This window comes from Nonomuraea sp. NPDC003201 (genome assembly GCF_053590415.1).
This window is the reverse complement of sequence record NZ_JBSFTC010000088.1, coordinates 23,176-37,231: the sequence shown is the minus strand read 5'-3', so window position 1 is coordinate 37,231 and position 14,056 is coordinate 23,176. Positions and strand designations below refer to the sequence as shown.

General features: G+C 73.4%; 15 protein-coding genes. 8 read left to right on the top strand and 7 right to left on the bottom strand.

Annotation, left to right across the window (positions count from 1 at the left end):
- The coding region (locus ACWDX9_RS27920) for a hypothetical protein (protein WP_449959025.1) at positions 1–251 on the bottom strand (251 nt) is incomplete at its 3' end.
- 169 nt (positions 252–420) lie between these two features.
- Between ACWDX9_RS27920 and ACWDX9_RS27915 the strand changes: the two genes are divergently transcribed.
- The 4 genes from ACWDX9_RS27915 to ACWDX9_RS27900 all read left to right on the top strand — a co-directional run bounded on the left by ACWDX9_RS27915 (position 421) and on the right by ACWDX9_RS27900 (position 4,175).
- Complete coding sequence (locus ACWDX9_RS27915) at positions 421–1,158, top strand: hypothetical protein (RefSeq protein WP_449959023.1); 738 nt, start codon at positions 421–423, stop codon at positions 1,156–1,158.
- Positions 1,159–1,186: 28 nt separating this feature from the next.
- Positions 1,187–1,723 carry a DUF3592 domain-containing protein gene (locus tag ACWDX9_RS27910; RefSeq protein ID WP_449959021.1) on the top strand — a complete coding sequence of 179 codons (537 nt, stop codon included), beginning with the start codon at positions 1,187–1,189 and terminating at the stop codon, positions 1,721–1,723.
- Between the two features lie 95 nt (positions 1,724–1,818).
- A complete protein-coding gene (locus ACWDX9_RS27905) occupies positions 1,819–2,610 on the top strand; it encodes a DUF1206 domain-containing protein (RefSeq protein WP_449959020.1) in 792 nt (263 codons plus the stop codon).
- Positions 2,607–4,175 carry a phospholipase D family protein gene (locus tag ACWDX9_RS27900; RefSeq protein WP_449959018.1) on the top strand — a complete coding sequence of 523 codons (1,569 nt, stop codon included), beginning with the start codon at positions 2,607–2,609 and terminating at the stop codon, positions 4,173–4,175. The genes ACWDX9_RS27905 and ACWDX9_RS27900 overlap by 4 nt, the downstream gene beginning before the upstream one ends.
- Here the strand turns inward: ACWDX9_RS27900 and ACWDX9_RS27895 are convergent.
- Entirely contained in the window at positions 4,152–4,802 is a 651-nt protein-coding gene (locus ACWDX9_RS27895) for a phosphatase PAP2 family protein (RefSeq protein ID WP_449959016.1), read from the bottom strand. The genes ACWDX9_RS27900 and ACWDX9_RS27895 overlap by 24 nt on opposite strands.
- Positions 4,799–5,524 carry a phosphatase PAP2 family protein gene (locus ACWDX9_RS27890; RefSeq protein WP_449959014.1) on the bottom strand — a complete coding sequence of 242 codons (726 nt, stop codon included), beginning with the start codon at positions 5,522–5,524 and terminating at the stop codon, positions 4,799–4,801. Before ACWDX9_RS27890 ends, ACWDX9_RS27895 begins: the two co-directional genes overlap by 4 nt.
- 74 nt (positions 5,525–5,598) lie before the next feature.
- On the opposite strand from ACWDX9_RS27890, the gene ACWDX9_RS27885 reads away from it, so the two are divergent.
- Together ACWDX9_RS27885 and ACWDX9_RS27880 are read left to right on the top strand one after the other, a co-directional pair.
- Positions 5,599–6,495, top strand: coding sequence for a diacylglycerol/lipid kinase family protein (locus ACWDX9_RS27885; RefSeq protein ID WP_449959013.1), 897 nt, complete (start codon positions 5,599–5,601; stop codon positions 6,493–6,495).
- A 60-nt stretch (positions 6,496–6,555) separates the two neighbouring features.
- The gene (locus ACWDX9_RS27880; protein ID WP_449959012.1) at positions 6,556–8,277 is read left to right on the top strand and encodes an FAD/NAD(P)-binding protein; all 1,722 of its coding nucleotides are present in this window, start codon (positions 6,556–6,558) and stop codon (positions 8,275–8,277) included.
- An 18-nt stretch (positions 8,278–8,295) separates the two neighbouring features.
- Here the strand turns inward: ACWDX9_RS27880 and ACWDX9_RS27875 are convergent, their stop codons facing one another.
- The gene (locus ACWDX9_RS27875; protein ID WP_449959010.1) at positions 8,296–9,204 is read right to left on the bottom strand and encodes a LysR family transcriptional regulator; all 909 of its coding nucleotides are present in this window, start codon (positions 9,202–9,204) and stop codon (positions 8,296–8,298) included.
- Between the two features lie 107 nt (positions 9,205–9,311).
- On the opposite strand from ACWDX9_RS27875, the gene ACWDX9_RS27870 reads away from it, so the two are divergent.
- The gene (locus ACWDX9_RS27870) at positions 9,312–10,196 is read left to right on the top strand and encodes an NAD(P)H-binding protein (protein WP_449959008.1); all 885 of its coding nucleotides are present in this window, start codon (positions 9,312–9,314) and stop codon (positions 10,194–10,196) included.
- A 9-nt stretch (positions 10,197–10,205) separates the two neighbouring features.
- Here ACWDX9_RS27870 and lexA read toward each other — a convergent pair whose 3' ends face one another.
- Both lexA and ACWDX9_RS27860 read right to left on the bottom strand, forming a co-directional pair.
- Positions 10,206–10,814 carry a transcriptional repressor LexA gene (lexA, locus tag ACWDX9_RS27865; RefSeq protein ID WP_449898378.1) on the bottom strand — a complete coding sequence of 203 codons (609 nt, stop codon included), beginning with the start codon at positions 10,812–10,814 and terminating at the stop codon, positions 10,206–10,208.
- Between the two features lie 77 nt (positions 10,815–10,891).
- Positions 10,892–11,857 (bottom strand): NADP-dependent oxidoreductase, encoded by a 966-nt coding sequence (locus ACWDX9_RS27860; RefSeq protein WP_449959006.1) that lies wholly within the window; start codon positions 11,855–11,857, stop codon positions 10,892–10,894.
- A gap of 95 nt (positions 11,858–11,952) precedes the next feature.
- Here ACWDX9_RS27860 and ACWDX9_RS27855 point away from each other — a divergent pair, with 95 nt between their 5' ends.
- Positions 11,953–12,552: a TetR/AcrR family transcriptional regulator gene (locus ACWDX9_RS27855; RefSeq protein WP_449959004.1), complete on the top strand. Its 600-nt coding sequence runs from the start codon at positions 11,953–11,955 to the stop codon at positions 12,550–12,552.
- Between the two features lie 10 nt (positions 12,553–12,562).
- Here the strand turns inward: ACWDX9_RS27855 and ACWDX9_RS27850 are convergent, their stop codons facing one another.
- Positions 12,563–13,852, bottom strand: a complete 1,290-nt coding sequence (locus tag ACWDX9_RS27850; RefSeq protein WP_449959002.1) for an FAD-binding oxidoreductase — start codon at positions 13,850–13,852, stop codon at positions 12,563–12,565.
- Between the last annotated feature and the right edge of the window lie 204 nt (positions 13,853–14,056).

Here is a 14,056-nt window from a genome sequence, read left to right as displayed (position 1 = left end):
GCCACGGCCGCCAGCTCCGCCCCGGCGACCGCGATCGGCGCCCAGCGCCGCACCCGTGAGCCCGCCACGCGCCGCAGCGCGAACCGGCACAACCCCCAGGCCACGCCCGCCAGCGCCAGTGCGGCCACGGTCAGCGCCGCGTACCGGTTGCCGCTCGCCGCGGCGGCGGCCCACAGTGCGCCGAGTCCCGCCGCGAGCGCGGCCGGCACCGCCACCACGATGAGCAGCCCAGCCGCTGCCCTTGCCCCCATGCCCGCGCGCTTTTCGTCGGCTGTATGGCGCGGTCCATCGCCCGAAGCGCTCATGTCAGGTCAACGAGTGATCATGTCGTTTTTCTCCGCCGTCGAAGAAGGACCGGGGGCGCGGGGCGGCAGCCCCCAAACCTTGCGCGTCAGGTGATCCATGGGATTTCCTGGCCGGATGAGTGCCGAGCCGTCGTGGGTGAAGGCCTGGACGGGTGGGCTGCCCGCCGTTCATGTCGGCAACGCCGCCGAGTTCAACGCCGTCTTCGGCGGGATACCGGCCGGGCGTGACCACTACTCGTGCCTGGCGGCCTTCGCCAGTCCGCGGCCCGCCCTCGTCGTGCTGCCGCTGCCCGTACCGGACTGGTGGGTCCGGCACCTGGCCGAGACGCTGGGCTGGGACGACGTGCGGGTACGCGGCGGGATCGCGGCGGACGGGCAGGTGTCGGCGGCTCTGGCGGGCCTGCCCGAGCTCGTCCCGCCCGGGACGGCGGTGCTGTCCTGGGGCCGCACGCCCGCGTTCGACCGGATCCGGCCCGCTCCCGCCGGGGTGCTGGAGTGCGTCCGCCGCTTCGAGTCCAAACGCGGCTCCCACGAGCTCTTCCGCGAGCTGGCTCCGGGCCATCGCGGGATCCGGATCGCGGCACAGCGCCGGATCGCCGCACGCCGGGAGCTGCGAGGGGCGGCCATGCCGTACGTGCTGAAAACCGAGTACGGAGTGGGCGGGACGGGCACCCGGGTCGTGACCACGTCCCCGCCGCCCCGCAGGGTGCGCGGCCTGCTGCTGGAGGAGTACATCGCGGGTGTCGCCAACCCCACGTTCGACCAGGCCACTCGGCCCGCCGATCAACGGTACTCCGCGCCGCCGCCACCGAGATCTCCCGTCGGGAACCTGTGGTTCGCCCGGACGTTCTAAAGTGCAGGCCGACCCAAGGAGATCCGCGGTGGAAAATCTGTTCCAGTACTTCCCGCTGCTGTTCGTGGCGGTGGGCATAGTGATCGTTCTGGGCTCGATCAAGGGGACCGTCGACAGCAGGCAGTTCGTCCGGCGGGCGCAGCGGGTGCCGGGCGTGGTCAGCGATGTCCGGACCACGTTCACGGGGCAAGGGGAGCACCTGAGGGCGAGGCAGCGGCCGGTCCTGACCTTCACGACCCTGGAGGGGCAGGAGATCACCACCGAAGCGGCGACCACCTCCGGCCTCGGCGTCGGCAACGAGACCGAGGTGCTCTACGACCCGCAGAACCCGACCAGGGCCGTGCCCGCGGCCAACCCCGGCGGAGGCTACGGCGGGATCATCGTCGGATGCGTCGCCGTCGTCATCGGCCTGGCCTTCTTCGCGGGCTTCTCCGGCTTTGCCGCCTCCTCCGGCCCGGGGGAGAGCGACCGGCAGGGCGACCGGCAGACCCAGTGCGAGATGCAGCGGCCCGATGGCTCCTACGAGCCCATGGACTGCCCGCCCGATCTCGACCTCGGCGAGTGATCCCGACGCTCAAATCCGCCGGTCCCGGCGGGTGAAGGTCTAGGACGCGCGATTCAGGGCAGTTCGCCGGTTTTGACGAGCTCTTGGGAGAAGTCATGACCGAAGCCGGAGTCAAGGCGCGACAGGCGGCGGACAGCCCTGCCATGGACAGGCTGGCGCGGGTCGGGCTGGTCTGCCGCGGTGTGCTGTACGGGCTGATCGGGGTGCTGGCCGTGCAGATCGCGTTCGGGGACGGCGGGCGGGAGGCCGACAAGAGCGGGGCGATCAGTACGGTCGCGTCGCTGCCGTTCGGGGCCGTGATCTTGTGGGTCATGGTCGTGGGGTTCGCCGCCCTGACCCTGTGGCAGGCGTCGGAGGCGATCTTCGGCGCCCACGGGCTCAAGGACCGGGCGGAGCCGGCCGGCCGGGTCGTGGTCTACGCGTTCGTGTGCACCGCGCTGCTGACCATGCTGCTGACGCACGAGACCGCCTCCGACGACAAGCGGACCCAGGACCTCACGGGAAAGCTGCTCGACCTGCCCGCGGGTCAGGTCCTCGTGAGCGCGATCGGGCTCGGTGTCGTCGCGCTCGGCGTCTATTGGCTGCGGTACGGCGTCAAGAAGGAGTTCCGCAAGGAGCTGAGGCCGATGCCGAGGCGGGCCGGCTCGGTGATGGACCGGCTCGGGCTCGCCGGCTACCTCGCGCGCGGGCTGATCGCCGGGCTGGCCGGCGTCTTCCTGGTCCAGGCGGCCGTCACCTTCGACCCGGACAAGGCCGGGGGCATCGACGCCACGCTCAGGGCGTTCGCCGACACTCCGGCCGGGCCCTGGCTGCTGGCGGTGGTGGCCCTCGGGCTGCTGCTGTTCGCCGGATACTGCTTCGGAGAGGCCCGCTGGCGGCGTACATGAGGCTGGACGACTGGTTCCTCACCGGCCCCGAACGCGGGAACGACGCGACCAGGCTCGAGCCCTGGACGGAGGGCAACCTGGTGCGCCCGCTCGTGCACGGCGCCACCTACTTCGCCGAGCTCGCCGCGCGGCTGGCCGGCCTCGGCGAGGACGACCTGCTGCTGTTCTCCGACTGGCGCGGTGACCCCGACGAGCGGCTCACGCCGGACGGCCCCGAGGTGGCGGCCGCGATCGCGCGGGCGGCCGAGAGAGGGGCCCTGGTCCGAGGGCTGATCTGGCGCTCGCACCTGGACTTCCTGCGCTTCAGCTCGGCCGAGAACCGGCACCTCGGCGAGGACATCGAGGCGGCCGGCGGGCAGGCGCTGCTCGACACCCGGGTGCGGCGTGGGGGCTCGCACCACCAGAAGTTCGTCGTCCTGCGCCATGACGTGCGCCATGACTGGGGACCGGGCCGGGACGTGGCGTTCGTCGGCGGCATCGACCTGTGCCACAGCCGCCGCGACGACGCCGAGCACCTGGGCGACCCGCAGGCGGCGCCGATGCCCGGCGCGTACGGCGATCGCCCGCCGTGGCACGACGTCCAGGTGGCGATCAGCGGCCCGGCGGTGGCCGAGGTGGAGAAGGTCTTCTGCGAGCGCTGGGAGGACCCGGCGCCGGAGACCCGCCAGCCGTTCAGGTGGCTGCGTGACCGCATGACCCGGATGGCCGACGTGCCGCCGCTGCCGGAGCCCGGCCCCGCGCCGCCGGTGGCCGGGACGCATGCCGTGCAGCTCCTGAGGACCTACCCCCACCTGCGCCACGCCTATCCGTTCGCGCCGGAGGGGGAGCGCAGCGTGGCCAGGGCCTACCGCAAGGTTCTGACGCGGGCGAGCTCGCTGGTCTACCTGGAGGACCAGTACCTGTGGTCCACGGAGGTGATCGAGCCGTTCGCCGAGGCGCTGGAGCGCGAGCCGGGCCTGCGCATGATCATCGTGGTGCCCCGCCATCCCGACCAGGACGGCTGGCTGGCCGGCCCGGCCAGCCTGATCGGCAGGTCGGAAGCGCTGGCCAGGCTGAAGCGCGCGGGCGAGGGCCGGGTCGCGATCTACGACCTGGAGAACCACCGGAGCACGCCGGTGTACGTGCACGCCAAGGTCTGCGTGGTCGACGACGTGTGGGCGAGCGTCGGCTCCGACAACGTGAACCTGCGCTCGTGGACCTTCGACTCCGAGCTGAGCTGCGCCGTCCTCGACGCGCAACCCGATCCGCGTCCGCCCTCGGGAGCCCGCAGGTTCGCCAGGGAGCTGCGGCTCACGCTCGCCGCCGAGCACCTGGACCGCGACCCCGGCGACCTGGAGGATCTGCTGGACCCGGAAAGCGCGTTCGAGGCGTTCGCCGAGTCCGCCGCGCGGCTCGAGGCCTGGCACCGGGACGGCTGCCGGGGACCCCGCCCGCCGGGCCGGCTGCGCCCGCATCCGCGGCCCGGGCTCGACCGCGTCCGCCGGGCGCTGGCCATGCCGCTGTACCGGATCGTCGTGGACCCCGACGGGCGGCCCTCGCGTTTACGCAGGTCGAACGAGTTCTGAGCGCCGCCGCCTCCGCGCGTACAGGATCGCCCGGGCGGCCATGACGACGCAGCCCACGCCGAGCAGCGCGCCGCAGACCACGTCGGTGAGGAAGTGCATGCCGCGGTAGAGGCGCGACAGGCCGACGGCGAGCGGGGCGGCGATTCCGAGCGCCCAGATCAGCACCTGGAGCGCTCTGTTGCGGACGTGCGTGGTCAGGACGAGCGCCATCCCGCAGTAGAACGCGACGGCGGCGCTGACGTGCCCCGACGGGAAGCTGGAGGTGGGCGGTGCCGGGTCGATGTGCCGCACGGGCGGCCGGTGCCGGCCGACGGCCTCGGTGGTGGCCAGGAAGATGAGGGACTGGCTCCAGACGGCCGCGACGAGGAAGATCGATTCGCGCCAGCGCCGGTGGACCAGTCTGAAGACGATCGCGGCGAACACGGTGAGCGCCACGATGTACGGGGTGTCCGACAGGCTGCTGCCGAAGTCGGTGAGCGTGTTCCACAGCGAGGTGCGGCCGGCGGCCAGGCTCCGGCTCACCGACGCCTCACCGGTGGGCCAGGCGAGGATCGCCCTGCCCACGCCGTACGTCACCGCGGCCATCAGGATCATCGGCAGCACGATCGATAACGCGTAGCGCTTCACTTCCGCTCCTCGCCCGCTTTCACGAACTCGGGTTCCACTCCATCGACCGGCGGCGAGGCGGGCCTGCGTCCCTGCTCGCGCCGCCACGTCTCGAACGCCGCCGCCGTCGCGGCGATCACGGCCACGCCCAGCACGATCCCCGCGACCACGTCGCTCACCCAGTGCACGCCGAGCGCGATCCTCGTGTAGCCGACGGACAGCACCAGGAAGCAGGCGACGGCCCAGGCCACCACCCGCCCCCACCGGGGGAGCATGGGCAGGACGAGCAGGACGAGCACTCCCGCGCCGAGCGTCGCGTTCACCGCGTGGCCCGAGGGGAAGGAGTCGCCCGGCGCCAGCGCGACGGGGTCCGGCAGGTGCGGCCTGGCCCGGGCCACGACGATCTTGAGTGCCAGGCCGAGCAGCCCGCCCACCGTGATGGTGGTGACCGCCCAGACGGCCAGCCTCGGCGCGCCTTTGTACAGCAGCCAGCCGGCGTACGCGATGACCGCGATTCGCCACGGCCACGGCCCGAACAGGTCCGTCCACACGATGAGGAACCTCGTCACCTCGGGATGGGTGAGCGCGTACGCGTGCAGATCTCGCGCGGCTCCCGCGTCCAGTCCGTCGACGGGCATCTTGGCCACGACGAGCAGCAGCGTGAACGGGATCATGATGAGCGCCACCGCCAGGCTGGCCAGCGTCAGTCGCAGTCCCAGTCCGCGGTCGCCATGGATAGTCATTCGCGCACGGCTACCCCGGCACGCGGGAATGATTCCTCCGCCTGAAATCCGGCGCCCGGGGTAGTCCGGAACGCATGTCCCCCATCGTGGCCGTCGTCGCGCACCGCAAGAAGACCCTCGGCGCGGGTCTGGACAGACTCCGCGTGCTCATCACCGAGGAGGGCGTCGCCGAGCTCCTCTGGTACGAGGTGCCCAAGAGCAAGAAGGCGCCCAAGAAGGTCCGCAAAGCCCTCGATCAGGGGGCCGAGCTGGTGTTCGTCTGGGGCGGCGACGGCATGGTGCAGCGCTGTGCCGACGCGATGGCCGGCTCCGGCGTGCCGATGGCCGTGCTCCCCGCGGGGACGGCGAACCTGTTCGCCGCCAACCTCGGCATCCCCGCCGACCTGGACGAGGCGGTGCGGATCGGCTTCCACGGCCGAAGGGAGAAGCTGGACCTGGGGGTGCTCAACGGCGAGCACTTCGCGGTGATGGCGGGGGCCGGGTTCGAGGCCGAGATGGTCGCCGACGCCGGCGGGCGGGCCAAGAAGCGGCTCGGCAAGCTGAGCTACGTCAAGGCGGCCGTCCGGCACGTCGGCGAGCCGCTCGTGCCCATGAAGATCGAAATCGACGGGACGACCTGGTTCGAGGGCCGGGCGAGCTGCCTGCTGCTGGGCAACGTGAGCACGATCGCCGGCGGCGTCCGGGCGTTCGACGACGCCCGGCCGGACGACGGCTGGCTGGAGGTCGGCGTCTCGACCGCCCAGGGGCCGCTCCAATGGGCGCGGGTGATCGGCAGGATGGCCGCGGGGCGCTCCGACGACTCGCCGCTCGTCCGGATCACGCGGGCCAGGAAGGTGTCGGCGCGATTCGGGGTCCCGCTGACGTACGAGCTCGACGGCGGGGAACGCGAGCCCACCCGCCGGCTCAAGGCCGAGGCCGCCGCGGGTGCGCTCACGGTCTGCCTGCCACCGGACACGCGGCAGCCGGGTTGACGATCTTTCCCGTAATCCCTACTGTTAAAGTGGGTATTGTCACGGGAGGGGCGGGTCGGGGTGAGCGCTGTCGCGGTGATCGGGGCCGGTCCCACGGGGACGTCCGTCGTGGAGCGGATCTGCGCCAACGCCCCCGAGCTGCTCGGAGACCACGTGCTGGACGTGCACGTGGTGGACCCGTACCCGCACGGCGCGGGCCGGGTCTGGCGCGCGGGCCAGCCGGACCTGCTGTGGGCCAACTCGGCGGCGGCCGACATCACGCTCTTCACCGACCGGTCGGTGCGCTGCGAGGGTCCGCTCCGTCCCGGGCCGTCGCTGGCCGAGTGGCTCGGGAGCGAGCCCGGGTACTTCGCGCCGCGCCCGGTTCTCAGCCGCTACCTCTCCTTCGCCTTCGGGCAGGTGGTGCGGACCGCGCCGCCCAACGTGCGGGTGCGCCTGCACCGGGCCACCGCCGTCGGCCTGGCCGACGTGCGCGGGGGCCAGCGCGTGGAGCTGTCCGGCGGGGGAGTGCTGGAGGTGGACGCGGTGGTGCTCGCGCAGGGCCACCAGGGCGCGCTGCCCTCGCCGCCGGAGGCGGAGGAGCTCGCCTTCGCCGCCCGGCACGGCCTGGCCTACCTCCCCGCCGGGTACGCCGCCGACCTCGACCCGGGCGTGATCCCGGCCGGGGAGCCGGTGCTCGTACGGGGGGCCGGGCTGGCGTTCGCCGACCTGCTGGCGCTGCTCACGTCGGGACGCGGCGGGCGCTTCACCGAACACGGCGGCGAGCTGCACTACGTGCCCGGCGGGTCCGAGCCGCGCCTGTACGTGGGGTCGCGCAGGGGAGTGCCGTACCACGCCAAGGCCGGCTACCGGCTCGCCGCGCCGCCGCCCGGCCTGCCCGGGTTCGTCACCCCGGGCACGCCTGCCGGGGAGCTGCGGCGGGCGGTGGCCAAGGAGCTGGCGTACGCGTACTACTTCGAGCTGTTCAACGGGCACCCGTCGCGGACCAGGATCGGCTGGGACGCGTTCGAGCCCGTCTTCGAGCAGGCCGAGTGGGGCGGGAAGGAGATGCGCGCGCTCGTCACCAGGTCGGTGCCGCGCTTCGCCGACCGGCTGCGGCTGGACCGGCTGGAACGGCCGCTGCACGGGATGCGCTTCGGCGACCTGGCCGGCCTGGGGCGCTGGATGGCCGGCTACCTGACGGCCGACCTGGAGCGGCGGGCCGACCCGGCGCACAGCGCGGACCTGGCCCTGATCCACGGCCTGAACGCGCTGCGCGGGGTGGTGCCGGCGGATCCCTGGTTCCAGGGCCTGTACAACTACCTCGCCAGCGGCCCGCCCGCGTCCCGGCTGGCCGAGCTGCGGGCGCTGGCGCGGGCCGGGGTGGTCACGTTCCTGGGCGAGGGCATCCGGGTCGGGCGGGACGAGCGGGCGGGGCTCTGGCGGGCGGTCAGCACGAGCGTGCCCGGCGCGGTGGAGGCCCGGGCGCTGGTGGAGGCCCGGCTGCCGGAGCCGACCGTGGCCCGCAGCACCGACCCGCTCCTCGGCTCCCTCTTCGCCCGGGGCGAGTGCCGCGAGGAGTCCGGTCTCCTGGACGTCCGCCTCCCGGACCGCCGCCTCGTCGCCCGCACCGGCGCCGTCCACCCCCGCCGCTTCGCGCTCGGCCCGTGGACGGCGGGCGGCCCCGGCACGGCCGGCTTCGCCCGCCCGGGCGTCGACGCCCCGCTGTTCCGCCAGACGGACGCCCTGGCCCGCACCCTCCTGAGCGTCACGACCGCCGCCCGCCTCCGCCCGGCGGCGTAGCGGAGCGGCGGGCGTTGTTCAGCTCGGGGCGGGCTGGGGCTCCGGCGCGTCCGCCGAGTGAGTGGCAGTGGCGGTGGCCGTACGGACGAAGGCGGCGACGGCCGGTGAGCGGCTGTGGTGCGGCCAGGCCAGGGTGAGGGTGATCGGCGCCAGGTCGCTGACGATCCGGTACGCGATGCCGGGCCGGGGGTGGCGCGGCGCGACCGAGGCCGGGGGGAACCAGACGATGCTGCCCACCTCGACCAGGTTGAAGATCTCCGCCAGGTCCAGGCGTCTCGGCCGGGTCCCTGCCGTCGCCGGGCAGGCTTCCCGCCCGTCGGCGGGTGTCCCGTCGGGGAGGATCCTGCCGGTCAGGTCGGCCAGGCGCAGGCGTGAGCGGGAGGCCAGCGGATCGGAGGCCGCCAGCGCGACCAGCCGGGGCTCGGTCAGCAGCGGCTCGACGTCCAGGCCACGCGCGTCAAGGGGTTCGTCAAGGGGAGCGGGCACCAGGGCGACGTCCGCGCGGCCGTCGTGCAGGGCCGCCAGCTGCTCCCCCTTCCCGCCCAGCACGAGCTCCACCGGGAGGGCGGCCGCCTCGCTCCGGTACGCGGCGAGGATCCCCGGCAGCAGCCCGCCGTCGTAGTCGGCCTTGAGCGCCAGGCGCAGCACGGGATCGGACCGGCCGGCGTGCCGGGCCCGCCGGGCGGCCGCGGTCACCGCGTCGAGCGCGATCCGGGCGTCGCGCAGCAGGGTCTCGCCGGCGGGGGTGAGCGCGACGTGGCGCGTGGTGCGCACCAGCAGCGGCACGCCCAGCTGCCGCTCCAGGGCCCGGATCGCGCGGGACAGCGGCGGCTGCGCCATGCCGAGCCGCTCCGCCGCGCGCCCGAAGTGCAGCTCCTCGGCGACGGCCACGAAGTAGCGGAGCTGCCGGACCTCCAGGTCATTCATACCTCGACAGTATCAATGGTGATCGAATCGGTCCTTCAGGTCTGCCGCGGCGCCGGGTTGACTGGGCTCTCGTCCTTCCCGCCACATACTTTCCTCCAGGGGTTTTCATGATCGTCGTCACCACGCCCACCGGTAAGATCGGCCGCCAGGTCCTCGACCGCCTCATGGCCGCCGGCGCACCCACCCGGGTGATCGCGCGCGAGCCCGACCGGCTGCCCGCCGCGGTGCGCGCGTACGCCGAGGTCGTCGAGGGCTCGCACCGCGAGCTCGACGTGGTCACCAAGGCGTTCGCCGGCGCCCGCACCGTCTTCTGGCTGGTGCCGTCCGACCCTCGCTCCACGAGCGTCGATGCCGCCTACGCCGGCTTCAGCCGCCCCGCGTGCGAGGCCATCACGGCCCAGGGGGTCGAGCGGGTGGTCGGAGTCTCGGCCCTGGGCCGCGGGACGGCGGTGGCCGGGAACGCCGGGTACGTGACGGCGTCCCTCGCCATGGACGACCTGATCGCGAGCACGGGCGTGAGCTACCGGGCGCTGGCGATGCCCTCGTTCATGGACAACCTGCTGCGCCAGGCCGAGCTGATCAGGAACCGGTCCATGTTCACCTCGCCGATCTCCGGCGACCACAAGGCTCCGAGCTGCGCCACCCGCGACATCGCCGCGGTCGCCGCCGATCTGCTGCTCGACGACACCTGGAGCGGTGTCGAGGAGGTCCCGGTGCTCGGCCCCGAGGACCTCTCCTTCGAGGACATGGCGCGGATCATGTCCGAGGTGCTGAGCCGCCCGATCCGCTTCGAGCGGTTGTCGGGCGAAGCGTTCAAGGCCGGGCTGGTGGGGTCGGGGATGTCCGAAGTGATGGCCCAGGGGATGCTTGACATGGCGCTGGCCAAGGACGCCGGCCTCGACAACGGCGCCGTCCGCACCCCTCGGACGAGCACCCCGACCAGCTTCCGCCAGTGGTGCGAGGAGGTGCTCAAGCCGGTCGTCCTCGCCTGACGGGGGCGCTCACACGCTGCGCAGGACCGAGACCACGATGCCCAGCACCACGGCGCCGTCGCCGTCGATGACGTCGTAGGCGGGATTGCGCGGTTCGAGGAAGACGTGCCCGCCGCGCCGGCGGAACACCTTGACCGTGGCCTCGCCGTCGATCATGGCGGCGACGATCTGGCCCGAGTGGGCCTCGGGCTGCTGCCGTACCACGACCATGTCGCCGTCGCAGATCGCGGCGTCGATCATCGAATCGCCCCGCACGCGCAGGGCGAACACGGTGCCGCGCCCGGTGAGGTCGCGGGGCAGGGTCAGCGTGTCGTCCACGTGCTCGTCGGCCAGGATGGGGGTGCCCGCGGCGATGTCGCCGACCACGGGCACGCTCACGACGTCGCCGGCGGGCTCCGGCGCCGAGGCCCGCAGGAACAGCCGCACGTCGATCGGCCGGGTCATGGTCGCGCCCCGGCGCAGGAACCCCTTCTCCTCCAGGCTCTTCAGGTGCTTCGACACCGAGGAGGACGACCGCAGCCCGACCGCGTGGCCGATCTCGCGCGTGCCCGGGGGATAGCCGTACCTGACCACCCAGTCGCGGATCATGGCCAGGATCCGCTGCTGGCGCGGCGGCAGGGCCGAGAAGTCCAGATACTCGAACGCGTCAGGATCGTCGTAGGTGGTCACCTGCGAAATGCTAGAGGCAGGCCCGGCTAGGCGGTCACCTGCAACACGATCTTGCCCTGGATGTGACCCTGTTCGGCCCGTTCGTGCGCCTTGGCCGCGTCCCGGAGCGGGAAGACGGAGTCGACGCCGACCCGGAGGCGGCCCTCGTCCATCAGCCGGGCCAGCTCCGCCAGCTGCGCCCCGTCCGAGCGCACCTGGCCCCCGCGCTTCTCGATGCCCCGCCGGGCCATCTCCTCCTCGCCGTACTCCCCGAGGAAGACGGGGCTGTAGACGCCGCCGTCCCTGATCGCGGGCAGCAGTCGGTACGCCTGGGGCCCGCCGACGGTGTCGAGCACGTAGTCCACGTCCCGGACCACCTCCCCGACGGCCGCCCGCGTGTAGTCGACGAACTCGGCCACCCCCAGATCCTTCAGGAACGCCTCATGGCGCCCGGAGGCGACGCCGATCACGTGGCAGCCGGCGTCGGCGGCGAGCTGCGCGGCGAAGTGCCCCACGCCGCCGGCCGTGCCGTTCACGAGCACCCGGCTGCCGGGCTCGAGCTTGATGTGGTCGAACAGGAACTGGTACGCCGTGAGCCCCGCCATCGGCACGCCCGCCGCCCGCAGGTGATCGACGGACTCGGGCTTCCTGGCGAGGTCCCCGGCGGGCGAGGTGGTGTACTCGGCGTACGCCCGGGCGCCCAGGCTCGGGAAGCGGAGCAGGCCGAACACCTCGTCCCCCACCTGCCACTCGCTGACGCCGGGCCCGAGCGCGGCCACGACGCCCGACACGTCGGTCCCCGGCGTGTACGGCAGGGGCAGCTCCGGCCGCATGCCCTCGGGGATGTTGGCGAAGCCCTTCCGGGCGTACCAGTCCGGCGGGTTCAGCCCGGCGGCGTGGACGCGGACCAGGACCTCGCCGGGCCCCGGCTCGGGCCGGGCGATCTCCTCGTACACGAGCACCTCGGGGCCGCCCTGGGCGTGGAGGCGCACGGCATGCATGGTCGCGGGCATGGGTTCTCCCAACGGAATCGGCCCCGATATGATTCGGAGCAGTGCTCCGGATCATAACTGGAGCACTGCTCCACTTGTCAACGGAAGGACCGTGCATGCCGGGCGAATCACCGGATACCGCCGCGCCGAAAACCTCCCCCGAGCTGCGCGCCGACGCGCGGCGCAACCGGGAGCGCATCCTCGCCGTGGCACGGGTCGTCGTCGAGGAGCAGGGGACCGAGGCGTCCCTGCGCGACATCGCCCGGCGCGCGCAGGTCGGGCTTGGGACGCTCTACCGGCACTTCCCCACCCGGGAGGCGCTGCTGGAGGCGCTGCTGCGGCAGAGCTTCGACCGGCTCGCCGCGCGGGCGCAGTCCCTGGGCGAGAGCGAGGCGCCGTACGAGGCGCTGGTGGCGTTCCTGGAGGATCTCATCGGAGGTGCGGCGGCCTACCGGGGGCTGGCCGCGTCGATGATGGCCACGATCAACGACGAGGAGTCCCCCCTGCACGCCTCGTGCGCGGCGATGCGCTCGGCGGCCGGCCATCTCCTGGAACGCGCCCAGGCGGCCGGGCGCATCCGGGCCGACGTCGACGGGACGGACGTGTTCGCGCTGGCCAACGCGCTCAGCTGGATCACCGACCAGGCGCCGTCCCTCGCCTCGCGCCGCGACCACCTCTTCGCGATCGTCATGTCCGGCCTCACCGCGCGGTCGTGAACCCGCTCGCTCAACGGGTGACGTGACCGACGCGGAAGAAGCCGTCCGGGTCGTAGGCCCGCTTGACCTCGCGCAGCCGCCGGAAGTCACCGGTCGTGAACGCCGCCGCCGTCCTCGCCGGGTCGGCCAGGAAGTTGAGGAACGTGCCGCCGTTGGCATGCGGGCGCAGCTCCTCCGCCAGCCCCGGCACGACGGTGTCCACGATGACCGACAGCTTCGTGCCGCGGTGGCCGACCGGGCCGGCATCCTGGCCGGGGCGGGCCATCGCGCCGCCCCAGTGGCGGATCTCCACGGTCTGCGCGTGCTCGGCGGCCCGCACCAGCGTGCCGATCACCTCGTCGGGCACCGTCTCGAACATGTCCATGTGCCGGTTGGGCGTGCCGCCCATGGAGGTGGCCGCGTACGTGCTGGGACGCGTCTCGTCCAGCAGCGCCGGTCCGGCCGCCCGCCACAGCGGCGCGAGCAGCCGCCTGGCCTCCTCGGCCTCGCCGGCGTGCACCACCTTGACCATGACGACGTGCCTGCCGCGCACCGCCTCCGGCGCGTCCTCGGGCATCCGCCTGAGCACCACCGCCGTGCTGATCTCGTCGGGGGCGTCCTCGATCCAGCTCCGGTACGCGGTCAGCGTCTCGGCCGCCGCCTCGATCGGGAAGTACGCGAACCCGGAGAACACCCGCTCGACCGGGTGAAGACGGAACTCCAGCGAGGTGACGACGCCGAACCCGCCACCGCCGCCGCGCAGCGCCCAGAACAGCTCGGGGTGGCTGTCCGCGCTCGCCACGACGTGCCGGCCGTCGGCCAGCAGCACCTCGGCGCGCACCACGCTGTCGGCCGCGAACCCGTGCTTGCGCGCCAGCCACCCGAGCCCGCCGCCGAGCGTGTAGCCGGTGACGCCGACCGACGGCGACGACCCCGACAGCGGCGCCAGCCCGAACGGCGCGGCGGCCGCGACCACCTCGCCCCAGAGCGCCCCCGGCCCCACCCGGGCGATCCGCCGGTCCGGGTCCACCAGGACCGAGGCCATGGGGGAGGTCCTGACCAGGACGCCGCCGTCGCACGCCTCGTGCGTGCCGTGCCCGGTCGCCTGCACCGCGAACGGCACCCCGTGCCGCCGCGCCGCCAGCAGCGCGCCGCGCAGGTCGGCCACGCCGTACGCCTCGGCCACCAGGGCCGGGTGGGCGTCCACGCGCGGGTTGAGCGAGCGGCGCAGCTCCTCGTACCCGGCCTCGCCCGGCAGGTGGACGGTCCCGGCGAACCCGGGGAGCGTGATCTCGTCCTGGATGGTGTACGGCTGGCTCATCTCTCGGCCCTTCTCTCCTGTGATCTGGGATCACTGTGCTGGAGGGCGCTTACGGCTTCATTCCCGTCGGCTTACCGCGGCCCTTAAGTCCCGAGGATCCTCGCAAGCGGCGGTGACAGAATCCGCCCGCCGTCTCCGTCTCCGGTACGCCGCGGGACGTAGGGTCCCGCGCGTCGCCGCCCCCCGTGCTACACCGACGGTCGT

Bases quoted from the DNA above. Each gene is read 5' to 3' on its own strand.
- ACWDX9_RS27850 (WP_449959002.1), bottom strand. From the start codon at position 13,852: ATGAGCCAGCCGTACACCATCCAGGACGAGATCACGCTCCCCGGGTTC.
- ACWDX9_RS27915 (WP_449959023.1), top strand. From the start codon at position 421: ATGAGTGCCGAGCCGTCGTGGGTGAAGGCCTGGACGGGTGGGCTGCCC.
- ACWDX9_RS27900 (WP_449959018.1), top strand. From the start codon at position 2,607: ATGAGGCTGGACGACTGGTTCCTCACCGGCCCCGAACGCGGGAACGAC.
- ACWDX9_RS27890 (WP_449959014.1), bottom strand. From the start codon at position 5,524: ATGACTATCCATGGCGACCGCGGACTGGGACTGCGACTGACGCTGGCC.
- ACWDX9_RS27860 (WP_449959006.1), bottom strand. From the start codon at position 11,857: ATGCCCGCGACCATGCATGCCGTGCGCCTCCACGCCCAGGGCGGCCCC.
- ACWDX9_RS27885 (WP_449959013.1), top strand. From the start codon at position 5,599: ATGTCCCCCATCGTGGCCGTCGTCGCGCACCGCAAGAAGACCCTCGGC.
- ACWDX9_RS27870 (WP_449959008.1), top strand. From the start codon at position 9,312: ATGATCGTCGTCACCACGCCCACCGGTAAGATCGGCCGCCAGGTCCTC.
- ACWDX9_RS27855 (WP_449959004.1), top strand. From the start codon at position 11,953: ATGCCGGGCGAATCACCGGATACCGCCGCGCCGAAAACCTCCCCCGAG.
- ACWDX9_RS27905 (WP_449959020.1), top strand. From the start codon at position 1,819: ATGACCGAAGCCGGAGTCAAGGCGCGACAGGCGGCGGACAGCCCTGCC.
- ACWDX9_RS27875 (WP_449959010.1), bottom strand. From the start codon at position 9,204: ATGAATGACCTGGAGGTCCGGCAGCTCCGCTACTTCGTGGCCGTCGCC.